This window comes from Tsukamurella sp. 8F, from assembly GCF_029167375.1.
GTDB lineage: Bacteria > Actinomycetota > Actinomycetes > Mycobacteriales > Mycobacteriaceae > Tsukamurella.
The window spans coordinates 49,522-72,082 of the sequence record NZ_JARFTP010000009.1; the positions used below are offsets into that span (position 1 = coordinate 49,522).

The 22,561-nt window shown below is 65.3% G+C and carries 23 protein-coding genes and 1 tRNA gene; 14 read left to right on the plus strand and 10 right to left on the minus strand.

From position 1 onward, the window contains the following. Positions 1-9: 9 nt before the first annotated feature. The 3 genes from P0W64_RS09240 to P0W64_RS09250 all read right to left on the minus strand — a co-directional run bounded on the left by P0W64_RS09240 (position 10) and on the right by P0W64_RS09250 (position 4,147). On the minus strand, positions 10-1,767 hold the full coding sequence (locus tag P0W64_RS09240; RefSeq protein WP_275479799.1) for an ABC transporter ATP-binding protein: 1,758 nt from the start codon (positions 1,765-1,767) through the stop codon (positions 10-12). Beyond that, entirely contained in the window at positions 1,767-3,602 is a 1,836-nt protein-coding gene (locus tag P0W64_RS09245; protein WP_275479800.1) for an ABC transporter ATP-binding protein, read from the minus strand. The genes P0W64_RS09240 and P0W64_RS09245 overlap by 1 nt, the downstream gene beginning before the upstream one ends. 101 nt (positions 3,603-3,703) lie before the next feature. Then, entirely contained in the window at positions 3,704-4,147 is a 444-nt protein-coding gene (locus P0W64_RS09250) for a MarR family transcriptional regulator (RefSeq protein ID WP_275479801.1), read from the minus strand. 93 nt (positions 4,148-4,240) lie between these two features. Between P0W64_RS09250 and P0W64_RS09255 the strand changes: the two genes are divergently transcribed. Both P0W64_RS09255 and P0W64_RS09260 read left to right on the plus strand, forming a co-directional pair. After that, on the plus strand, positions 4,241-5,329 hold the full coding sequence (locus P0W64_RS09255) for a PLP-dependent aminotransferase family protein (RefSeq protein ID WP_275479802.1): 1,089 nt from the start codon (positions 4,241-4,243) through the stop codon (positions 5,327-5,329). 140 nt (positions 5,330-5,469) lie between these two features. Then, complete coding sequence (locus P0W64_RS09260; protein WP_275479803.1) at positions 5,470-6,702, plus strand: amidohydrolase family protein; 1,233 nt, start codon at positions 5,470-5,472, stop codon at positions 6,700-6,702. A 12-nt stretch (positions 6,703-6,714) separates the two neighbouring features. On the opposite strand, the gene P0W64_RS09265 is transcribed toward P0W64_RS09260, so the two are convergent. Beyond that, the gene (locus tag P0W64_RS09265; protein ID WP_275479804.1) at positions 6,715-7,602 is read right to left on the minus strand and encodes a MurR/RpiR family transcriptional regulator; all 888 of its coding nucleotides are present in this window, start codon (positions 7,600-7,602) and stop codon (positions 6,715-6,717) included. 238 nt (positions 7,603-7,840) lie between these two features. On the opposite strand from P0W64_RS09265, the gene P0W64_RS09270 reads away from it, so the two are divergent. Then, complete coding sequence (locus tag P0W64_RS09270) at positions 7,841-8,146, plus strand: hypothetical protein (RefSeq protein WP_275479805.1); 306 nt, start codon at positions 7,841-7,843, stop codon at positions 8,144-8,146. 263 nt (positions 8,147-8,409) lie between these two features. Here P0W64_RS09270 and P0W64_RS09275 read toward each other — a convergent pair whose 3' ends face one another. Continuing rightward, entirely contained in the window at positions 8,410-8,889 is a 480-nt protein-coding gene (locus P0W64_RS09275; protein WP_275479806.1) for a MarR family transcriptional regulator, read from the minus strand. A gap of 78 nt (positions 8,890-8,967) precedes the next feature. Between P0W64_RS09275 and P0W64_RS09280 the strand changes: the two genes are divergently transcribed. Beyond that, positions 8,968-9,327 carry a hypothetical protein gene (locus P0W64_RS09280; protein WP_275479807.1) on the plus strand — a complete coding sequence of 120 codons (360 nt, stop codon included), beginning with the start codon at positions 8,968-8,970 and terminating at the stop codon, positions 9,325-9,327. Positions 9,328-9,552: 225 nt separating this feature from the next. On the opposite strand, the gene P0W64_RS09285 is transcribed toward P0W64_RS09280, so the two are convergent. After that, positions 9,553-10,509, minus strand: coding sequence for a helix-turn-helix domain-containing protein (locus tag P0W64_RS09285; RefSeq protein ID WP_275479808.1), 957 nt, complete (start codon positions 10,507-10,509; stop codon positions 9,553-9,555). A gap of 72 nt (positions 10,510-10,581) precedes the next feature. On the opposite strand from P0W64_RS09285, the gene P0W64_RS09290 reads away from it, so the two are divergent. After that, positions 10,582-11,214, plus strand: a complete 633-nt coding sequence (locus P0W64_RS09290; protein ID WP_275479809.1) for an HD domain-containing protein — start codon at positions 10,582-10,584, stop codon at positions 11,212-11,214. A 9-nt stretch (positions 11,215-11,223) separates the two neighbouring features. On the opposite strand, the gene P0W64_RS09295 is transcribed toward P0W64_RS09290, so the two are convergent. Continuing rightward, a complete protein-coding gene (locus tag P0W64_RS09295) occupies positions 11,224-11,982 on the minus strand; it encodes an alpha/beta hydrolase (protein ID WP_275479810.1) in 759 nt (252 codons plus the stop codon). Between the two features lie 114 nt (positions 11,983-12,096). Between P0W64_RS09295 and P0W64_RS09300 the strand changes: the two genes are divergently transcribed. Continuing rightward, positions 12,097-13,017: a helix-turn-helix transcriptional regulator gene (locus P0W64_RS09300; protein WP_275479811.1), complete on the plus strand. Its 921-nt coding sequence runs from the start codon at positions 12,097-12,099 to the stop codon at positions 13,015-13,017. Between the two features lie 155 nt (positions 13,018-13,172). Here the strand turns inward: P0W64_RS09300 and P0W64_RS09305 are convergent, their stop codons facing one another. From P0W64_RS09305 to P0W64_RS09315, 3 genes are all read right to left on the minus strand, one after another. Then, positions 13,173-13,880 carry a VWA domain-containing protein gene (locus tag P0W64_RS09305; RefSeq protein WP_275479812.1) on the minus strand — a complete coding sequence of 236 codons (708 nt, stop codon included), beginning with the start codon at positions 13,878-13,880 and terminating at the stop codon, positions 13,173-13,175. 669 nt (positions 13,881-14,549) lie between these two features. Further along, positions 14,550-14,621, minus strand: a tRNA-Arg gene (locus tag P0W64_RS09310). Between the two features lie 74 nt (positions 14,622-14,695). Then, on the minus strand, positions 14,696-15,679 hold the full coding sequence (locus P0W64_RS09315) for a hypothetical protein (protein ID WP_275479813.1): 984 nt from the start codon (positions 15,677-15,679) through the stop codon (positions 14,696-14,698). 889 nt (positions 15,680-16,568) lie between these two features. On the opposite strand from P0W64_RS09315, the gene P0W64_RS09320 reads away from it, so the two are divergent. From P0W64_RS09320 to P0W64_RS09355, 8 genes are all read left to right on the plus strand, one after another. Next, positions 16,569-17,723 carry a hypothetical protein gene (locus P0W64_RS09320; protein WP_275479814.1) on the plus strand — a complete coding sequence of 385 codons (1,155 nt, stop codon included), beginning with the start codon at positions 16,569-16,571 and terminating at the stop codon, positions 17,721-17,723. Positions 17,724-18,064: 341 nt separating this feature from the next. Further along, a complete protein-coding gene (locus P0W64_RS09325) occupies positions 18,065-18,475 on the plus strand; it encodes a hypothetical protein (RefSeq protein WP_275479815.1) in 411 nt (136 codons plus the stop codon). Then, a complete protein-coding gene (locus P0W64_RS09330) occupies positions 18,468-18,752 on the plus strand; it encodes a hypothetical protein (protein WP_275479816.1) in 285 nt (94 codons plus the stop codon). Before P0W64_RS09325 ends, P0W64_RS09330 begins: the two co-directional genes overlap by 8 nt. 92 nt (positions 18,753-18,844) lie before the next feature. Further along, on the plus strand, positions 18,845-19,279 hold the full coding sequence (locus P0W64_RS09335) for a hypothetical protein (protein ID WP_275479817.1): 435 nt from the start codon (positions 18,845-18,847) through the stop codon (positions 19,277-19,279). 3 nt (positions 19,280-19,282) lie between these two features. Then, positions 19,283-20,620 (plus strand): FtsK/SpoIIIE domain-containing protein, encoded by a 1,338-nt coding sequence (locus P0W64_RS09340; RefSeq protein ID WP_275479818.1) that lies wholly within the window; start codon positions 19,283-19,285, stop codon positions 20,618-20,620. Then, positions 20,617-20,817, plus strand: coding sequence for a helix-turn-helix domain-containing protein (locus P0W64_RS09345; protein ID WP_275479819.1), 201 nt, complete (start codon positions 20,617-20,619; stop codon positions 20,815-20,817). Before P0W64_RS09340 ends, P0W64_RS09345 begins: the two co-directional genes overlap by 4 nt. Before the next feature lie 47 nt (positions 20,818-20,864). Then, complete coding sequence (locus P0W64_RS09350; RefSeq protein WP_275479820.1) at positions 20,865-21,398, plus strand: hypothetical protein; 534 nt, start codon at positions 20,865-20,867, stop codon at positions 21,396-21,398. Then, positions 21,395-22,525, plus strand: coding sequence for a site-specific integrase (locus tag P0W64_RS09355; protein ID WP_275479821.1), 1,131 nt, complete (start codon positions 21,395-21,397; stop codon positions 22,523-22,525). Before P0W64_RS09350 ends, P0W64_RS09355 begins: the two co-directional genes overlap by 4 nt. The last annotated feature ends 36 nt before the right edge of the window (positions 22,526-22,561 follow it).

Here is a 22,561-nt window from a genome sequence, read left to right on the forward strand (position 1 = left end):
GCTGCCAGGCTAGTTCGTGAGCTGCCAGCCTTGCGCATCCCGGAGCCGATGCCAGAACCTGGCGTATGTGCCCCCGGAGGCCACCAACTCGTCGTGGCTTCCCTGCGCCTCGATCGCGCCGGTGGAGTCCAGCAGGACGATCCGGTCTGCATGGGCGATGGTGTCGAGACGGTGCGCGATGATCACGACGGTGGCCCGTTCGCGCAGCTTCGCGATAGCGGCGACGATGTGCGATTCGTTCTCGACGTCGAGCGCCGACGTGGCCTCGTCCAAGAGCACGATCGGCGCGTCCTTGAGCAGGGCTCGGGCCACCGCTACGCGCTGGCGCTCCCCGCCGGACAGCGCACGACCACCCTCGCCGACACGCGAGTCCCACCCGTCCGGCAGACGCTCCGCGATCTCGGTGACGCCGGCGAGGTCCGCCGCGGCGCGAACCTCCGCCGGATCGGCGTCGGCGCGGCCCACCTGGACGTTCTTCAGCAGAGAATCGTCGAACAGGTACGTGTCCTGGAAGACCATCGACAACTGACCCATGAGTTGCTCGGTGGTCTGCTCGGCGACATCACGCCCGCCGACCAGGACCCGCCCGGAATCGACGTCGTAGAAGCGACTGATCAGCTTGGCCACCGTGGTCTTTCCGCTGCCCGACGGACCCACGAGCGCGACCATCGACCCCGCGGGTACGTCCAGGCTCACTCCCCGCAACGCCGGATCCGCCCCGTCCGAATAGCGGAAGGTCACATCCTCGAGCGTGACCGTGGCCGGCGCCGGGAGGCCGGCCGGGGCCTTCGGCTCGTCGAGCGGCCGAGCGGTGAGCACCTCGTCCAGGCTGTCGAGCAGGGGGCGACGTGATTCCAGCGACATGGCGCTCTCGCTGATCGCGGAGACAGTGGACGTGAAACGCAACGCGAGCCCGATGAAGGCCAGCGCCGCAACCGGTTTCAAGGTTCCATCCACGGCCAGGAAACCGCTCACCGTTATCAGCACGACGACCACGGCCTGCCCCAGCATCCCGCTGAGAACCATCCCGGCGGTCTCCAGCCACAGGGCGCGGGTCTTCGTTGCTCGGGTCGATTCCAATGCCGTTGTCAGCGGCGGGAAATCGTCACTGCGGCCACACGCGCGCAATGCGCCCTGACACTGCGCGTACTCGACGATCCGGTTGGCGAGCCGCACCTCTTCGGGCTCGTGCAGCGACCGCCCGCGACGCAGCAGCGCCGTCGACGCGAGCGTGCAGACCACGAACATCGGCACGGCGACCGTGAGTACCAGACCGAGGAGTGGGTCCCAGAACCACGCGGCGATGATGATCACGCCCGCGGCGACGCTACGCGATACGAGCGGACTGATCATGTGCGCCAATATCTCACCCGCAGACATCAGTTCCGTCGAGACCGTCCGCGAGAGGGAGCCGGCAAGAGGTCGTGAGAACCATCCGAGAGGCTGCCGCGCGACGCGGTCACCGATCAGCCGGTGGATGCTCCGCAGGAAGTCGAGTGCCGCGTCGTAGTGCCTGCGGTTCGCCACGTAGATGACCACGAAGCTGGCGGCCGACAGCACCGCCAGCACCCAGAGCCATCCGCCCAGCCCCAGGCCCCAGACCGCGCGGTCCTGGGCGAGGGCCGTGACGGTCGGCAGCAGCGCAGCGAGCGCGGCGCCCTCGACGAGGCCCGCGAGGACGGAGATCGCGATCGCCGTGTTGAGGAGGGCAGGACGGGAGAGCATCCGGCGAGCGCGCGGGACGACATCGATCAGGGGGAGACGCATCACCGGGCTCCTTCGATCTGTTCCGGGGCAGACGACCAGAGCCTTGCGTAGCCCGGTTGGGCGAGCATCTGTTCATGCGTACCCGTCGCTACTACTCGACCGCGGTCGACGAGCACGATCTGGTCCACGCCCCTGATCACCTCGGGCCGGTGGGCGATCAGGAGGACCGTGCGGCCACGCACGAGGACCGAGAGCGCCTGCTGGATCTCGTACTGGGATTCAGGATCCGCGAGCGCGGTGGCCTCGTCGAGGATCAGCACGGGGGCGTCGACGAGAAGCGCACGAGCTATCGCGATCCGCTGCGCCTGCCCCCCGGACAGCCCCGTATCGGAACCGTAGATGGTGTCGAAACCGTCTGGCAGACTCTCGATCTCGTCGAGGATCTGAGCAGCGCGAGCGGCGTCACGCACGGCCTCGTCGGTGGCCCCAGGGCGACCGAGGGAGATGTTGTCGCGAATGCTGATCCCCAGCAGCTGGGGATCCTGTAGCACGAAGCCGACATGCGCGTACAGGTCAGGGATCCGCGCGACGTCCACCCCACCGATGCGGATGCTTCCGGACCTCGGGTCGTCGAACCGCGCGAGCAGAGTCGCGATGGTGGACTTGCCCGAGCCCGAAGGCCCCACAAGCGCCGTGACCGTACCCTGCCGCAGCGTGAAGCCGACGTCGTCGACGGCGAGAACGGCGTCCTCGCCTGTGCCGTATGCGTAAGTGACGTGGTCGAATTCGACGTCGTGACCGTTCGGCGCCTCAGCCTGCCCTGCGCCAGTGTGGACTTCCGGCGCCGGCAACGCGGGTGTGTGCAGCAGATCTGCCAGCCGGAGCGCAGCTGCGCCCGCCATCTGCTGCGCCCACATGGAGTTCATGAGCGTCTCCAAGGCATACGGGATGAGCAGCGCGATAAGCGATGTCGTCAGGACGTCGGCGACCGTGACGTGTCCGCCGTGCACCAACGCGGCACCCCCACCGAGGTTGATCAGCAGGACGAGCGGCACCGAGAGGAACGCACTGCCGAGCGACGACACTCGCAGTAGCGGCGTCACCCAGGCTATGTAGAACTCCTGGAACTCGTCGGCGGCGCGCTGATATGCGTGGTGCGCGCGGCCGACCCGACCGAACGCCTTCACGACGGTGATCCCGGTGACGAACTCCACCGTCCGCGCCGACACCGTCGCCAGCTTGGCATCCATCTGGACGGTCTTCTCGCCCATGCCTCGCATACCCAACCCCATCGCGGCCGCGTAGAGCGGGAACGTCGCGATCGACAACAGGCCCAACCGCCAGTCGACGACGAAGGCGTAGACCATCAGTGCGATCGGCATGACTATGGCGTTCGTACCGTCCACCGGTTGGTGGGCGACGAGATGGTGGATCGTGGTTATGTCGTCCTGCAGCGCCTTCCGCACCCGGCCCGAGTTGTTCGCGGTGAACCATGCGAGCGGCACGCGCGCGAAGCGCGCGACCAGCCCCTGCTGGATGTGATGCCCGAGGGCGATGTCCGCGAAGTGAGTGATCGCAAGCGCGAGGAAGTAGATCGCCAGCCGAGCGACGAACGCTCCCAACAGGATCGTCAGCCAGCGCATGACGCCGTCCCCGTCTACGTCCCGCCCCGCGGCAGCGGCGTCCAGCAGCAGAGCGCCGATGCGAACGAGCGCGATGTACGGGACCACCGCGAGCACGCCGGACAGGACGGCAAGCAGCCGCCCGGCGGTGAGCTGCGCCCGGACCGGCGCCATCAATTCCCTCAGCGCCGCCGCGCCCGCCCGCTGCTTCTGCTTGTGATCGTCGACTCCGGGATCCGGAGATTCCGTGTCCACCTCGGTCGCAGTGCTCATCGCTGCTCCATAACGTAGGTGTGCCTAAGTTAATCCTGAACGCGATTCAGAATAGGTTGGCCCGCAGGCGCTCGCAAGACCCGCGACCGGCCCCGGCGCCGCTACACCTCGCCCGTGTGCCGACCGAGCTCGCGCATCACCGCGCAGAACGCCTTCTCCGCTGCGGGACCGACCCTGCCGAACGTCGCATCGAGCAATTCCATCTGAGCCTCGCTGAGGCTCCCTTCCAGCGCCTCGCCCGCGTGGGTGGCCGTCAAGCGCCTCGCCCGACGGTCGTCCGGGTCGGGCGTGACGACCACCAGCTCCTGCTCCACCAACTCCTTGAGAGGTCGGTGTGCGGCCTGCTTCGACACCTGCAGAATCGCGAGCAGATCCCCCATCGCGATACCCGGTTCCCGGCGCACGAAGTAGAGGATCCGGTGGTGGGTCCGGCCGAGCCCACGCTCCGCCAACATGCGATCAGGTAGCGCCGTGAATGCGCGATAGCCGAAGAACAGCCCTTCGATCGCCTCGCGAAGTTCGATCTCACGATGTGGGTCAACCACCTTGACTTATCCCTTCGGTAGCGCGAGCCTATTCGGCAACCATCTTGACCTATACGAGGGGCAGCCGACTTGTTCTCCACACGGATCGACTCGTTGAGACCATCGCCGATCCGCGAGATCCTCGCGGTGATCGACCGGCCGGACATGGTGTCGTTCGCCGGCGGACTACCGGCCACCGAGGCACTCCCGGACTGGACCGGCCGGATCTCCCGGCGGACACTGCAGTACGGCCCCAGCGAAGGAGAGCCCGACCTGCGCGCGACGGTTTCCGAACGCCTCGTCCGCTTGGGGATCGACGCCCCGCCCGAGCGGGTGATGATCCTCTCCGGGAGCCAGCAGGGCATCGATCTGGTGGCGAAACTCTTCATCGATCCCAAAACGCCGGTGGCAGTCCAGTCACCTACCTACCTGGCGGCCTTACAGGTGTTCCGGATGTACGGGGCGCGGCTCGTCGACTTCGACCTGCTGCCCGCGCCGGATGCGCGCCTGGCGTACATCGTCCCGACGTTTGCGAACCCCACCGGCGCATGCCTGCCGTCGACCGAACGCGATGCGGTCGCGCGCGCGTGCCTGGATGCGAAAACGACGCTCTTCGAGGACGACCCATACCGCGAACTCGCCTACGACGCTTGCGATCGCAACCCGATCGCGGCCCGGATGGCGGGTGGCTCCTGGGTCTACCAGGGCTCGTTCTCCAAGACATTCGCCCCGGGGTTACGACTCGGCTTCCTCGCTGCGTCGGATGACCTGTTCGGCCGTCTGGTGATGCTGAAACAGGCTGTGGACCTCCACAGTTCGCGACTGTCACAGCGGATCGTGTTCGATGCCATCACGGATCCGGGGTGGGACGCACGACTGTCCGATCTCGTGGCCTTCTATCGCGCTCGGCGCGACGGTTTCGACGAAGCACTGTCCCGCCACCTCGCTTCCGTCGCCGATTGGCAGGCGCCCCGCGGCGGGCTCTTCTTCTGGCTGCAGCTGCGCGACCGGATCGACACCCGGGAGTTGTTGACCGAGGCGATCGAGAGGAACGTCGCCTTCATGCCGGGCGAGGAGTTCTATCCCGGGAGACCCACACTCGGCACGATACGCCTCAACTTCAGCCATGCCGGGCCGGACGCCGCGGAACGAGGGCTACGCACGCTGGCCGAACTGATCCGCGCGGTGGACTGTCGCCGCTAGCGGCGAGCTTCATCGCTCCGGGGCGCTCCGGCGACGCACCGACGCCGAGGACGACGTTGCAACGCATCTTATTGTGCACTCAGCGTATTGATGCAACAATCATTGCATACTGCCCAACGAACCCGAGTTAGGGGCGCGTGATGTCGACGGTGTTGTTCCGCAACGCATCCGTACTGGATGTCGTCCGGGGTGAACTCGAACCGGACCAGGCCGTCCTGGTCGAAGACGGCCGGATCCGCGAGGTCGGCGCGACCTCGGAGGTGAGATCCGCCGATCCGGATCGAGTCGTCGATGTGGCAGGTCGCACCCTGATGCCCGGGCTCATCGACGGTCATGTCCACGTCTACTTCCAGAGCTTCGACACCGAGGCGCTGCTCGGGTGGCGGCCCTCATATCTGGTGTCGAAGGCGGTCCGCTCGCTGAGCGACATGCTGCAACGCGGGTTCACCACCGTGCGCGATACCGGCGGCGCCGATTTCGCACTGGCCCAGGCGGTGGACGAGGACGTCATCGAGGGGCCCCGGGTGATCTTCGGAGGCCTCGCGCTGACGCAGACGGGCGGCCACGGAGACGGCCGCAGCCCCAACGACGTCAGCACCACCCAGTGCACCCGCTGCCCGACCATCGGTTTGATCGCCGACGGTCCCGATGAGGTCCGCAAGGGCGCCCGCGAGATCCTGCGTACGGGCGCGCACCATATCAAGTTGATGCTGTCAGGCGGCGTCACATCGCCGTCGGACAGCATCTCCTCCACGCAGTACAGCGACGAGGAGATCGCGGCCGCGGTCGAGGTCGCGGATTCCCAGGGGCGATACGTCACCGGGCACACCTATCTGGCGAGTGCGATCACGAACGCTCTGCGTATCGGTCTCAAGTGCATCGAGCATGGAAACCTGATCGATGAGAGCACGGTGAAGGTGTTCGTCGAGAAGGATGCGTTCCTGGTACCGACACTGGTCACGTACAACACGATGGACAGGCTCGGCCTGCAGATGGGCCTGTCGAAAGCCAGCCACGCCAAGAACTCCGAGGTGCTGGAGTCCGGCCTGTCCGCGCTGGAGATGGCACACCGGGGCGGTGTGAATCTGGTCTACGGCTCCGACCTGATCGGCCAGCAGCAGGTCTATCAGCTGGAGGAGTTCACGATCCGCGCCCAGGTGCAGCCCACCGCAGACGTCATCCGTGCCGCCACGACCAACGCCGCTCGGCTGGTGGGGCTGGAAGGGCGAGTCGGCGTCGTCGCACCCGATGCATACGCCGACCTGATAATCGTCGACGGAGACCCGCTCGACGACATCTCCGTCCTCGTCGATCCGGATCGATATCTGTCGCTTGTGATGAAGAACGGCGTGGTCTACCGCGATCGACTGTGAACGGGCGCGCACTCACCGCCCGTCACGAGGGCGTCGCCGCTTACGCTCCGGAAGGTCCTCCATGAGATCGAGCCGACTCCAGATCTCCTCGCCTTCGGACAGCGCGACCCGGACGCCGTCCGGGTCGGCGGCGGTGATCTCGTTGAGAACCGCGTTGATGACCGCCATCGCAGGCGTCAGCGAGGGGAAGTGCGCCGGCCCCTCACTCGGAACGACCACGACGTGGTCACCGACCTCTGCCAACGGCGACGAGTGCCGATCGGTGATAACCCCCGTGACGAGGCCACGCTCCTTCGCCAGGCGCGCCGCACGAAGCACATCTCGTGGCAGCAACCAGACATTGAACACGACCAGGCAGTCACCCGGCCGCATCCGCGTGATGAGCCCCGCGCGGCGGGTGCCGCCCACTCCGTCATAGTCGATGTCGAGCCCGGAAAGGCCCCCGACGTGAGCAAGCATGACCGCCGGCGCCAGATAGCTGCCCGAGGCGATAACGAGAGTCCGGCGCGACCGGCGAATCGCTCGAGCGAGTGAGCGCACCGCGTCGACATCCAAGGTGCGCGCCATGAGCGCCAGGTTCGCCGAATCGTTGCGCAGCGCAACGGCGATCGGATCGACGCTGTCCCCGGCGTGGTCGGCCAGGATCTCCTCGGCCGTCAGTTCGCCGAGATAGCGATCCCGGATCTCCAACTGGAGTCCTGGCCAGCCCCGGTACCCCAGACTCTGCGCAGTACGAGTTACCGTGGAGATGTCGACATCAGCTTCATCGGCCACCTGTCGTGCCGTCGCGTACGACGCGAACCGTGGCTGCGCCGTCAACACGTCCAGAACCCGCGATGCGCCGGGACCGACAGACGACTTGCCGGCGCGGCGTGACTCGATCCAGGCCTCGATCGACATCTCAGGCACCTCCCGGTAGTACGTTCGACGCATCGCAACGCCGAGCTCTAGCGGCGGCGCGCCGGTACGGCCCGGCGAGCACACATCGATCGCTCGCGGTGAGCCCGCCTTCCCGCATGAGCGACGACCGCGCTGTGTCGCCGAGCCCCCGGCGATCGCGGCTGCCGCTCCGCTGGTGCCCCCGACACGATTCGAACGTGCGACCTGCCCTTTCAGGAGTCACAGGTTACATCCTTCTTTGCAATACGCCACCAGCAGAGCGGCAGCCGCGACCGGCGACGTCGTCGTGAATCAGACCACGGACGGTGCCGACCTGACCACGATCTGGGACCAGGCGGCGCAGTGGAATCAGAAGCGCTCCGCACTGGCCGCTCTGGTCAGCTACCCGACCGTGAACGTCGGCAACGCGATCCCGCAGACCATCGGCGGCGATCACTTCGAGGAGGTGTCCGAGTTCGGCGAGCCGACCGGCCTTCGCGCTGAGCCGCGCACGCTGATTCTGGGCTACACCTTCAAGGACTTCGACTTCGACTTCGAAACATGAGATTCCCCCCCCCAGCCACGCAGGACGGGAGTTCTCTTCCAGCACATCGCACTAGCTGGTCTCAGGGAACACCGCCCTAGACCCGGAAACCGGTCGACGCGGTCAACCAAGTCCACAGCAAGGACTGCGGTCTGGACGCCAACTCGCGGCTGCTGGTGCTGTGCCACCCTGACAAGGCCGATACCATCTCCACCTTCCGCGCCGGGATCGAGACCAACGGGGTTTAGCGCAAGCACCACTTCATCCCGTCGCGGCGTTGTCGCTCATTCCCGCGTTGCGTCATCGATCATGAGTCTGAGCGCGCGTTTGCACTGCTCCATATCGGCGCCGCCCAAGACGCGACGCCAACGCCGCTCACGGGCCTCGACGACGGCAAGGACGTGTTCGCCGATGCGCTGCCCAACCTGCGTGAACTGCACGAGTTTCGCGCGGCCGTCGGTGGGGTCAGACACACGCTCGAGATGGCCCCACTCGACGAGTTCGTCGATGACTGGCGCAACCGCCTGCTTGCTGACGCCCAATCGCGCCGCGACGACGCTCGCCCTCGCGGGACCACTCTCGAGTGCGGCGAATACCCGTAGGTGCACCAAACGCATCCGCGGCTCGTGCTCGACCACAGCGGCAAGCGCCTCTTCAGTCACGATCGACGCCACCCGGCGAGCGAGGGCAGCAATCCGCGCGTCGTCGGGCAGCCGAACCAACACCGGGCCGTCCATGTCGTTGGTTCGCGTCGATCTTGACATCGCCTATCACCGTAACTACGTTCCGAGAATAGTCAAGTTGCCTGACTATCTAACCGGCGTCCTCAGTAGGAGTGCTTCATGAGTCAGCTCTCGTCGTGGCCGAGCATGTTTGCGGCTCCTCGGACCGCGGGTGTCCTGTTGTTGGTCACGGCGACGACGCATTTCTCGCAGCTATGGATCCTGCCGGTCTCCCACACCGTGATCGCTTCGGCGACGTTCGCCATTCCTTATGCCGCAGTCGGCGGCGCGCTCATCGCGCGTCCCACTCGTGCCGCCGCTGTTCTGGCAATCACCGCGACCTCGATCGGCGGCACCAGCGGAGTGATCCGATTCTTCGTCGTCCAGAGGAACGGATTCAGCGTCTTCCACCCATTGCTCGACATCGTCATCATCGCCCTGCTGGTCAGCTGGTTGGTCGCGGCGGAGCGCAGTCGCTAGCAGCGTGTCCGGCCCACCCACGAACAGTCCCCAGCGTTCGCCATTCACCCCATTGGCTAGCACGCGCACCGTGTGACGACTGCCAGACAATCCCAAACTGCGCGTCGACCTGGTCAGCGCTAGCGGCGGGCGGGACCTTCCCGCTGGCCGAAGTGGGACGCGCGCACTCGGTCGGCGAATCCGGCGCTCGGCGAGGGAAACCAGTACCGATGGTCGACTGACTTCTCACTCGTGGACGGAGTGTCGCCCGGACCGGGTGCCGAAGGTGCGCCGGTACTGTTCGGGGCTGACGCCGTAGCTGCGGCGGAACGCTGCGCGCGCAGTGGCCGGCGAGCCGAGCCCGGTCAGCTCACCGAGGCGTTCGATCGGGACGTCCGTGGACTCCAAGAGTTCTCGCGCCTGGTCGAGCCGGAGCGTCATCAACCACGCCGCGGGGGTCACCCCGGTCTCGGTGATGAAGCGACGCACAAGGGTACGCGGCGAACAATGTGCTCGGGCAGCGAGATCGGAGATGGTGTGCCGGACGGAATAGTTCGCCATAAGCCAGGTGCGCAGGGGCGCTAAGGAGTCGCCGTTCGAGCTCGGCCTCGCCTTCGGGATGTACTGTGCCTGGTCACCGACTCGGCGCGGCGGCGCAACGATCGCCCGAGCCCTCTGATTCGCGGCAGAGGTACCGAAGTCCGAGTCGATCATGTGCAGGCATAGGTCGATCCCCGCGGTGACGCCGGCTGAGGTGAGTACGTCGCCGTCGTCGATGAACAGAGGACGGGGATCGACGACGACGTCCGGATATAGCCGCTGTAACCGATCGGCCTCCTGCCAGTGCGTGGTCACTGTACGGCCGGCCAGGATTCCGGCAGACGCCAGAACGAATGCGCCCGTACAGATCGACACTATCCGCGCCCCGAGCCCCGCCGCTGCCCGGAGTGTCTCGAGCGTCCGCTCCGAGACGGGCCGGACCGGGTCGGCGGCACCGGGTACGACCACCGTGTCGGCAGCCGATGCGGCGGTAAGGGATTCCACGCCCGCCAACGACAGTGGACCGGAGCGGACGCCAGCGCAGTCGTCGTCGGCGCAGACCTGCAGGTCGTAGTGCGGGTCGAGTCCGAAGATCTGTATCGGGATACCCAAGTCGAGTGGGAGCACACCCGGCGGTACGACGACGGCGACACGATGCGGCATCTGGCCATTATCGAGCGGGATACGACCACTTTGCCACTGGTGTCTTGCAATGCTCTGGGGTGGAGTTGTCCCATGGCAACGATCTTGGAACTCCCCACCGATCCGCTCGCATCCGCGGCCGTGGACCTGGCCCGGTCGACGGAGTCCGAGTCGGTCTTCAACCATTCCGTCCGCAGCTACATGTGGGCACTGCTGTTGGCCGAGCATGAGAACCTCACGCAGGAAGCGGATTACGACCAGGGCCTACTCTTCGCCGCGACGGTGATGCACGACCTGGGCACCGGGAGCCGGGCCACCGGCCGCGAACGGTTCGAAGTCGAGGGTGCAGACCTGGCCGCGACGCTGCTCACCCAGCAGGGCGTACCGTCACGGGACGTTGACCGGGTATGGGAAGCGATCGCGATCCACACCAGCGGTGGAATCGCCGAACGGCGGGGAGTACTCGCATATCTCACCCGCGAGGGTGTCGGCGTCGACTTCGGCCGCGGTGCCGATATCGTCGACCACGAACAACGCGCGGTCCATGCACGGTACCCGCGACTGTCGATGGTCCGGTCACTCGTCGACGCAATCGTGGAAAAGGCGTCGCGCAACGACGCGGCCGCACCCCGATACACGACTCCGGGTGAGCTACTGAGAGAGCGCCGCGAGAACGGCATCACGAGAATGGAACTGGCAGCCGCCGATTCGGTCTGGGGCGATTGATACAGAGCTTTACTCGCCTATCACAGCCGCGAGATCCGCCGGCGCCTCCAGCGGCACCAGGTGCCCGACGCCTGGCAGAAGGACGAGCCGAGACGTTGCGAGATAGGGGATCAGGTTGTCGCGCAACGTCTCGGGCGGCTCCACGACGTCGCTTGTTCCGACGACGATCGCCGCTGGCACCGCGATCTGCTGGACCGCATGTGTGATGTCCTCGGTGATGCCACTGAGCGGCCATGCCTGCGCCGCAGCGGGATCACGCGTCGCCCGAGAGTCCGAGACGATACGGCTCCGGGTCTCGACGTCGAGCTCTCTGGCGGTGAGCACATGGTCAAGGGCTTCCGCAACCGCATCATCGGAGTCGTAGGCGTGAGACAGCTGCGTCTGATACCTCGTCGTGATCTCGCGACCCGGCCTAGCAGGGGCGGGGGCCGCGAGCACAAGACGCCGAAGACCATTCGGGTGCCGCGCCGCGACCAGCTGGGCGACCTTGCCACCCATGGAATGCCCGATCAAGATGTAGTCCCGCACGTCGGCGACCTCGAGGACCGCGAGCACGTCTGCCGCGTGCCGGTCGAGCGTGTACGGCCCGGGGAGATCGGACGAACGACCCCATCCCCGGAAGTCGAGCGCGAGCACGGCCCGGCCCGGGAGCTCATCGATGACCGCCGCCCATGTGTGGGCCGATCCTCCCCAGTAATGCAGGAAGACCAGGGTCGGTCCCTCGCCCGGTCGATAGTCGAAATGGGGCAGTCCTGCGCTGTGTGTCAATGGTCGACCTCTCGTCCGATCTATCACGACCGTCGTGATAGATGACAGCTCAGCGCATATACGCCAGTAAGCGCATCAGATGAAGACGACCGATGCTGTGGAAAAATGGACTTCGTGGTTCGACAGCTGAGCTATCACGCCCAGGAAGAGTCCGCCGGTCTCGTCGAGGTTCTGTCCTTCGGGCGACTGCGACAGATCAACGATGGCGGCACCCAGCGTGGCGACTTCCACGTCCTCGCCGTCGTGCGCGCAGGGACGGGTCACGCCTCGGTCGACTTCACCCGGTATCTGCTCGGCGGCCGCACAGTGGTGTGGATACCTCCCGGCGCGGTGCACCGGTGGGAGGACGTCGCCGCCGTCACCGGAGAACTCGTTCTCTTCACACCGGCGGCGCCGGCGGCGGGCCTTCCGTCGCCGTCCAGGCTGGGCTACGGTCACTGCTGGTCGGCAAGCGAATCGGCCTGGCCGTACATCACTGCAGCGATTGATCACCTCGAGCTGGAGACGCACGCACCCGCCTCCCCCGCCGCGCACGATGCCGCGCGACTCCTTCTGTCCGCGTTACTGATCCGCATCGCCCCACCGACGGGCGAAGCGTTACCCGACCAGCCGCTCTTCGGCCGATTCCGCGATCTGGTCGAAGCCGAGTTCCGCGCCCACCACGACGTCGCCCACTACGCCGCCGTGCTCGGCTACTCGCCGCGCACGCTCACGCGCTCCGTTCACCGCGCCACCGGCCGGAGCGCGAAATCCTTCCTCACTCAGAGGATCATGCTCGAAGCTATGCGTCTTCTCGTCCACGATCGGTACTCCGCCGCCCGGTGCGCCGCCGAACTCGGCTTCCCCGACCCGTCCACGTTCTCGGCGTTCTTCCTGCGGACCGCGGGCCGCACACCCGGTGCCTGGCAGCGGGAGAACTGGATCCCAACGAATCGCATCACCACTACGAATGATTATTCAGTCTCATATCGTGAGCCCACGTCGATCACGGGCACAGGCTCCGCCGTGGAAGCGGCTGAACGCCACGAGGGGTGAGCAGCGCCTACAGAATTCTCCAGTCCCCGGGGCCCACGAGAAGGGTGCCGGGTGCAGCGAACGGTCTCACAGGTCCGGTCGCGAGAAACGGAGGCGTACCGGCGGCGCGCTCGACACCGCGTCGTCCGCACCAGCCTGCCCGGACACTCGCCGGGCTACACCTCGCATCCGCCGTGTTCGGAGCTACTTCCCGACCCGGCGCCCCACGGCATTGACGAAGTTCGCCAGCATCTCCTGCCCCGAATCCGCGTGCTGGGCAGCGCCCCCGGTCGCCTGAGAGATGCGGGTGATCCGTTCATATCCGCATCAGGCGATATGCCGACCGTGTTCACGGTGATGGACTTGGCCGGATCCGCAAGCGACTTCAGCTGTGCCACCACCGAATCCAGCGACATCCCGTCCGGATCCTCGTCCTCGCCGTCGGTGAGCAGGATGATCGAGTTGGAGAAGGCGGGATCGAACTGCGCCTGCGCCTGCTTGTAGGCGGCCAGCGTCGTCGCATACAGCCCGGTGCCGCCCTTGACCCGGCACGGCAGCGTGTTCGCAGCGGCAATCAACTCGGCGCGGTGATCGGAGTTGCCGGACTTCTGGCTGAGGGGGGCGGTGGGCGACAACGAGACCCAATCGTCGCCGGAATCCGACAGGGAGAACGCCCAGAGCCCGATCTGATTGGCTCCGGACATCTGCGAGACCACCTTGTCGAAGCCCGATACCGTCAGGTCGATCCGGGTGGTGTTCTGGGATTTGAAGCCCATCGACCCCGAGATGTCCACGACCACGATGGTCTTGAGCGGGATCACGACCGCGGCGTACTCCTTGGCCGCGGCCTCGAGATCGGCGACCTGACGCTGCCTCGCCAACACGGCGCAATGGGAATGGTCTCGGTGACGCGAACCAAAACCCGACAGGCCGGTAAGCGGCTTGTCGGTACGCCCAAGTCGGTCCGGTCGACGCGCGTGGTCCCCATCGACGGCTGGCCGGCCGACGACCTGCGGGAGTACCTGACGAGCCATCCCTACCGCCTGGACCCCACCGCGCCGTTGTTCCCGGGACGGATGGCCCGCGCTGAGGCGAAGGCGGCGGATATCACTCTGCGCGAGCACACCGCCGACGAAGCCGAACGGGACGACTACGCCGACGCGATCATGGCGACCTACAAATGGACGGAGCCGATAGAGACCGCGAACGTTACGCGCAACTACTACTCCCCTGCCCTGGCCGCTCTGGATCTGCTGCCCGCCCGCTGGCACGACCTGCGGCATAGCTTCGCCGTCCATTCCTTTTGTCGGCCGGGGAACACTACATGGAGGTGTCCAAGTGGCTCGGGCACGCCTCGTTTGTCACCACGCTCAACGTCTACGCCGACTACATCTCCGAGGCCGAAGGCGGCAAGCAAGCGCCCTCACTCGGCCGGTAGCAGTTCCAGCTCCGCAGCAGACGAAGAAGGTATCGAGTCTTCGGTAAGGAGCCCTGGAACAAAAGCGAAGCGACGCGGGAGGCGTGTTTACCTGCAACCGCGTCGCTTCTTCACAAGCCTAGGCGGGAGTCGAACCCGCTACCACGCCTTCGTAAGGGGCGCGCTCTGTCCGTTGAGCTACTAGGGCATTGGAGCGAATTGACTATATCACGTGTGGCTGCCGGACGCCAGAGTCCGGAAGTAGATCGTGCCTGCCTTCGTTTACGCCTCCGGAGTCTGTGTCGGTGTCGAATCCTCCGCAGGCACGGGAGGTGGCGAATCTTCGGTAGTGGCCGAGTACCGCTCGCGCCATGCGTCAATTGTGGGCTGCAGTCGCGCGGGGTAGAAGTTCTCGCGCGAGCCGTTCGGGTCCGTGGACTGCGCTTCGAACAGGCATACTGCTACCTCCGTCGTAATGAGGGCAGTGTTGATCGAGTCTGCCATCATCTTGAACATGGCGGTAGGTCCCTGAATCAGATCGATCGGCCAGCTGTGGCCGTGCGTGAAGCTGGAGCACTGGCGATACTGACTCTGTGCGATCGTCGGGAAATGAACCCCCTTAGTATCATTGGTGTGCGCGGGCGGATGGTCTTCGATCCAGTTCGCAGCCTTCCTGACTAGCTCCGTGTACTTTCGAGCATTCTGCGGCGAGAGCTTCGCGAGCTCATCGAGTTCGCCCTGATGGAACTCGCGACGGTGCTGCGACTGCTTGTAGGTGCGATCGGGTATCTTCAGAAGGCCGCTGTCGTGAGCACTAATCGCATCAGCGTGGTAGTCCCGCGCATGCTCCAGTCCAGTCTTCGCGAGTCCCGCTGCCCGAGCTCGTCGGTCGGCACGATCTTCTGGGCACATGGCCCAAATTGCCTGTGACGAACACTCGATTGCAGTTCTGCATAGCGCGAGGAACGCTGGCGTGTGGTGATTCATCGGGGTTGACCGCGCCGCATTAGAAATGAGCAAGTTTGTTGTGGACAAAGCATCCGTCGCATTCATGATGGGAAATGCGACTGTCCGCGCGATCCCCTCGGGGATCTTCTCATCGTAGCCGTCGGCTTCATCGAGATCCATTGGCGTGCCCGGGTCGGCCGCATGCGGTCGTAGCCCCCACATCATCAGCGTCCCTCCTCGAGCTGATCGCTCGACAACGCGACCGAGAGCTGGAGTCAGCATCGCCATCACCTCGTGCGGTATGCGGGGCATTTTCATGTGCTGATGCTGCCATGTCGCACCGACAGGTTTCGGGTAATCGTGAGGTAACGCCCACGTGGCACCGCCAATCGCGCCCGTTGGGTAGCACGGGGGTGGCATGGGACCGGGCCTGGCGCCCGCAGATCGGACCGAAACCGCCGCCTAGCTGCGCTTGTACTAGTGCCCCCGACACGATTCGAACGTGCGACCTGCCCTTTAGGAGCAGGCAGTGAAAATCGTTGACCTGCAGTTTCTTTCAGATCAATACGACCGAATGGTCTGACTGACCTGGGCGTTCCGACTGATCCTACACCTGGACCGGACACGGAGCGGACACCGCCGACTCATCCCTGACATGGGAAACCCCCACCGCTGACGTTGTGAAGGGCACGCGGTGGGGGTCCCGGGATGAGGAATGGCCATGCACCCAACGCCGATTGTACGTCGGACCACCGACACACGGGGGGTCTCGCATGCGAAGGCGAAGAAACTCTCCACAGGGGCCGGGAGCCGAAGGGCGCAGCGGGAGCCGAAGGCCGAGCACGGCGCCAGCCGCGCGCAGGCCGTAGGCGGGAGCGCAGCCCGAAGGCGGGAGGCCGCTGCGGGCGGAGCCCGCCGTCTCGGTAGTACTCAGAATAAGTGCACCCCACACCGTGTGACCTGCAGAGACGCCGGACTCGTGTCCGATTTGCAGGTGCGGCGGCGGGAACGCTTCCGTGCTCGCGCCGCCCTGTGGCAGGCTTCGACACTCAAGTCGGTGCGATCCTGCGGTCGGCTGATCCACGGGGACGACTACGGGCAGCACGAGATTGATGGTGTGACGGTTAAACGCTCCGTGGGCGGGAAGGCCGGCTTCGGGAATCTTGTGACGTGCGGATCACCGTGGGCGTGTCCGCGGTGTTCGGCAGTGATCGCAGCGCGGAGGTCAGACGAGCTCGCTGGCGCGATCCGAGCGGCACACGCTCAGGGCGGCCGCACCTACCTGCTGACTTTGACCATGCGGCATAGGAGCGGTCAGGGGCTCGCAGAGCTGTGGGACGGCCTGTCGACGGGCTGGCGACGAGCGTTCGGCGGCACCCCGTGGACAGGTGACCGCGGGTACCGACGTAAGGACGGGACGCTGCGCCCGCCCAGGATCGGTGACCGAGACCGGTTCGGTGTCGGCGGCCTCGTACGGGCCGTCGAGGTTACCCACGGTGGCAATGGCTGGCACCTGCACGCCCATGTCCTGGTCGTCACTGTTGGCGGTCTGGGCGTTGGTCTGGTCGACGACATCGAGGATCAGTTGAGCGACATGGTGGCGCAGCGGGTTACGGTCGATCGGGACTGGTTGGCACGACAGGCCATGGCCGCGGCGGTGTTCGAGCGCTGGGCCGCCGGACTGACGAAGGCGGGCTTGGAGATGCCTGGATCGGCGGCAGTCGATCTGCGTCCCATCGGTGATGACGGTGACGAGTACGTATCGGCGTACTTGGCGAAGTCCACGTATGACGTGGCACGGAGACTGGGTGCGGAGGTCGCGGCTGGCGCGATCACTAAGACGGGGCGGGGTCGTAACCGTACCCCGTTCGAGCTTCTCGGCGGCCTCGTCACGGACCCGGATGCACCCGGATTCGGTGTCCGCACACCCCGGCATTGGCACGTGCTCGCTGACGGGAACGAGGTCCTGGTGGTGGACACGGACACAAATGAGGTGACATCGACTACACCGCACGGCGATTGGCGTTTGTGGGTTGAGTTCGAGCAAGCTTCGAAGGGCCGTCGGCAACTCGTCTGGAGCCACCGTGTCGACGAAGCCGCGACCGCGCGCGAACGGTTTTGGAATGCGTGCCTGGATGCACGTGGCGGAAGCGCCGATATGACGGACGAGGAACTCGCCGACGAGCGCCTTGACGGCGATGCCGTTGTGACCATCACCCGTGAAGCGTGGTACCGCGTCGTCACGTGGAACCCGGCATGGATGGTGGAATTGCTGGAGTTGGCGGAGTCACAGCCGGATCGGGTTCGTGTGTGGTGTGAAGCGCGCGGGATCGCCGTCGATCCGCCTGGCGATGGCCCGTAACGGGTCAGCGGTCAGTCGGGTCTGCCATGCACGGAGTTATACAGCCATGACCCGACAAGTACGCGAGCGCTAGGCATCGACGCCAGATGCAGTCCGGGGGCGTGCGCAGTCCCTCTGTATTAGGACGAGTCCTAAAGCGGATCCTAATTCAGTGCGTGAGTGCTACCACGGCGCGTGACGTATGGCGTGCAATATGGCATGCCATACGTGAGACAACATTGCGTCACATATTGTATCTTGCTGTGCGCCAATATCATTCGTTGACGCGGTTCGGGATCGGTGCTACAAATCGACATCGGCCCGGACCGACCGGACCGACACGATCGAATTGGAGCGATGAAATGGACATTCGCGATTTGAATTTCAAACCGGATCCGGCCGACCTTTTAATCGTGGCGCTGGGCGGCACGACCGCCAACGTCGCCGAATACGAAAACGGGCGCGCCACCGGGAATTTCGTAACCCGAAACGGCGGCACGGTACGTCGCGTGGCCGGCGTTTCGGTCGCGCTGGCGGGCCGCGGCCTCGACGGCGTCACCGTCGAAACATCGACCGCGATCGACGCGTTGGCGCCGGGCACCGTGCTGAAGCCGGCGGGTGAAATTGAATTCACCGTCCGACCGACGGCGCGGGCGGGTTTCAATGGCCGTCCGCCGTCCGCATCGCTGCGGGTCACGGCGTATTTCGAACGGTTGGTACCGGTCGGCAGCGTGGGGTCGGTCGTGAAGCGCGGGGGTGGTTCCGATGCGTGAATCGATGTCGCAACGGATCGCGTCACGGTTCGCCGGTCGGTTGGATTCACTTTTGTTACAACGTGATTCGACGCTACTCGATCTGCAGCGTCGGCTTGAACGGCGGTATGGGTTCGATTTCGCGGACGCGGAAAATCATCGGTGGACGTCGGGTTTGCCGGAATCGTTGCCGCGGTTGGATGTCGCGATCGCGATTAGCCGCGATCTCGGTGGTGGGGGGCGGGTTCCGTTTTTGTTGACGGCGAACGAATTCGATGTCGACGGGGGTGAGGTGTGATGCGACTACCGTTGGAGCGCATGGCTATTGGGCGTCCGTCGGGGTCACGGCGGGGCGTGTTTCGGGTCGGCGTGGTCGCTACCATGGTTGCCGTGCTGGTGGTTGGCGCGGTGTTCGTGTCGCGGATTGCGTGGAATTCGGAATCGTCGACGGGGCGTGGTGCGGTGACGCTGATTGATTCGCGTGCGGTCCCGGCGTCGGATGCCGGGGAACTCGCTCGGCTGTGCTCGGCGGACCTGCGCCTCCGCACGGCGTTGACCGCTGCGTTGAATCGCGGGATGTCGGTCCCCGCTGCCGAATCGCGACCGTCCACGGACGCGATTCGCGCCGCGTACGTCGCGCTGTACGAGTATGGCCGGGCGGTTGGTCCGTTGTTATGGCTTGGTGGTGCTGATCGCGTGGCGGCGTGGGCGACGGAACGGTGGGCGACGGACCGGATTGTCGGGTGGATTACCGCGGGCCGTGGGGTTGAACCGGTTGGTGTGGCTCCGGACCCGCTTCGCGGGCGCTGCGGCACGGGACGCTGACGCGTGGCTACGGTGGAATCGTTGTTCCGTACGCTCGCGGTATTCGCGGTCATCGTCATGGTGCTGATTGTCACGGTGACGGTGGTGTGGATTGCGGTCGTACACGCTGTGACGTCGCGTGTTACCCGGCCAGCGGTAGCGGATTTCGATGCTGCGGTTGCGGATGCGGTCGCATCGCTCCGGTTGGATTCCGGATCCGTTTTTCGGGCGTGCGGATTGTCACGTCGGGACGCCGTGGGCCGACGTGACGGCCGCGTGGTCTACGACTTCGTCGATCCGCGGGTGCTCTCGATTCGTCCCTCGCCGTTCGGTGCATCGGTGACGGTCGCTCCGTGGCCGGGCCTGGCGACGTGCGATTTCGAGCGGCAACGCGATGCACTCTCGCATGCGTTGGGGGTGGCGGTTACGGTGCGCTCGCCCTCGGCGGGCACCGTGGTACTCGACCTGCGCGTGGTCGACCCTCTGGCGACTCCGAAGTCTCTTGATCACGTGCCGTTTTGGGATGGTCGTTGGACACTGCCGATCGGCGTCGATGAGGCCGGGGCGTCCGTGTCGTTGTCGTTGACCAACGTGTCGGGTGTCGTGGTTGGTGGGGTGCCGGGAGCGGGAAAGTCGGCGTGGTTGATCGAATCGATTGCGTCCCTTGCCACATCCCATGCCGTGGTACTCCTGACGATCGACGGGAAAGGGGGCGCGGACCTTGCGCCGCTGGAGCGGCGCGCTGCTGTAGTGCTTGGCGACGATCTCGAAGCGGTTCGTGACCTGTTGCGTGAAGTCGAGGCTGTCCGCAATTGGCGGGTGAAGCGACTTCCGTCGTGGCATGGCACGTCCAACTTGTGGGACGTTGGTCCGTCTCGTGACTGGCCGATCATCCTGGTGGTGATCGATGAATGTCAGAGCTTCCTGGACCCCAGGGCAGCGGTGTCTCGGGACGACAAAAGTGTCGTTGTGGAAGTGACTTCGCTGGTGTCGTCGCTTATTCGACGAGGGCGCTCAGCGGGCATCGTGACGATCCTGGCAACGCAAAAGCCCACGGCAGACAGCATTCCCACGGGTATTCGGGACAACTGCTCGCGACGGGTTGCGTTCGGCGTGTCGACACGTGACGCGGCCACGGCAGTGCTGGGCGATGGGTGGGCTGAGGCGGACGTCAGGTCGCCTCTGAACCTGCCTGTTGGGGTGTGCGTACACAGCGACGGCGCCGGTGGTCTCGGTGTGGCCCGAGCGCCATACGTCCCGCCGGGAATTGTGGCAGATCACTGCCGTGAGATCGCCGATCAGGCACGGAGTTGGAGCGATATACACAGTGAGGCAACATCTTTCGAGGAGGATCAGAAATGAATAGTTCCCTGTTGACTGCAAGGGAGGTCGCGGCGCTGACCGGTGTCCCGGTCAGCACTCTGCACGAGTGGGCACACCGACGCGAAAGCGGGGATCTCGATGCTCCGGGGCCCGCGTTCTTGTCCTTGAGTCCACGACATCGTCGGTACGAACGACGGGCTGTTGAGACGTGGCTGCGGCAGGCCAAGCGCGGATGAGTGAAACCACACACACGCAAAAGGCGCTCGGGACGGGGAGTGCCACTGTGACCGAAGTCGACGACGATGGTTGCATCGAGCTGAAGCTCACGGGTGCCACTCGCCTGAGCCGTTGGTATCAGGTCACATCGCATTCCGATGGCGTTATCGTCCTTGAACCTCTGCTCGTGTTCACTCGGCGAACGTTTGATGAGGCCTATTCGACTCTGGCTGAATCACAATCGGTTGCGGTGTCGGACACGACCGAGCGGTCTAGGACGTCCGATGCACCCTCGGATGAGCCTTCGGGGCCGGTTGACGGTGACCAGGCCCAACCGAATCACGGTAGTGATTCGGGCGGGAGCGCCGTTGTCCGAGGGGAGTTGATGCGGACGGTCCGTCACTTGGTGAGTGTGTTCTATCCCGAGGCTGTGAGCGACGATTTGGTTGGCTTGGTGACGGCGTCGTTGCTCGATGACGCGTCTCTCGACTGCTGGCGCTGGACTGCGGATCGTGGTCTGCTGTGCAACGACTCGATGCGTTGGCGGCAAACCGTGCTGGCGTTCGCTCGGGGCTGGATCGCACGTGGGCGGAACTGGTGACCGCAGGGATTCGGAGGAGGGTCGCTCGTGACGGTTCGGTGTCGTGGCAGGTCCGATTCGAGGTTGTAGACCACGAGGGGCGACGTCGTGAATCGTCGCGCACGTTCCCGACTCGGCGCGATGCTCTCGCCTTCAAGGCGACCCGCGATCGTGACCGTCTCGCCGGCGCTGATGGGGCGTACAACCCTTTGCTCGGCCGGACACCGCTGTCGGAGGTGTGGCACCACTGGGCAGTGGCTCAGGAGCGCAATGTCAAAGCGAAGACATGGTGGAACACACGGTCGCACTGGCGACTACGCGTCCTTCCGCGGTGGGGCGCGGTCGCGGTTGGTGACATCACTACGTCGGATGTTGATCGGTGGGCGGCATCGCTGTCTGTGGGCGCGGTATCGGCCGGCCAGAGCTTGAATCTGCTCCGCAGGCTGCTCGATCAGGCTGTTGAGGACGGGAGGATCCGAAAGAACCCCGCCCGTGGTGTGCGGGCACCCCGTGCTCGCCAGCCGGAGCGTCACCAATACCTCACGATCGCGCAGGTGAATGCCCTGGCAGCTGCCTGTGGAGAGCCGGGTGGGATCGGCTACGACGTTGTCGTGACACTGGCGTTGTGCGGGTTGCGCTGGTCTGAGCTTGTAGCCCTACGGGTTCGAGATGTGGACATGGCGGCATCACGCATCTACGTGCGACGTGCTGCCGTAGATGTCGGCGGGCACCTCGTGGTCGACGAACCGAAAACCAGGGCCGGCCGGCGAGCAGTGCCGCTTCCTGCCCTCGTGAAGGCCGTGCTCGAGGGCCGCGTGACAGGACGCGCACTCGACGAGCTCGTGTTCACTAGCCCTCGAGGGCGTATGCTGAGAGCCACGAACTGGCGGCGTTCAGTCTCATGGAACGACGCGAAAACGAAAGCTAACGCCGAGCTACTTACACTTCACGGTCTCAGACATACATATGCATCGCTAGCCCGACGAGCGGGCGCAGACCTCAAGACACTCCAGCGGACAATGGGGCACTCGACCATCATCGTCACCGCCGACACCTACAGCGACCTATACGCCGATGAGGTGGACCTCGTGGCTCAACGCCTGGACGAACTCACTCAGACCGGACAAGAGCCGGACACTACCGAATAAACCGGATGATGACGCGGCGTAAAACCGCAGGTCAAC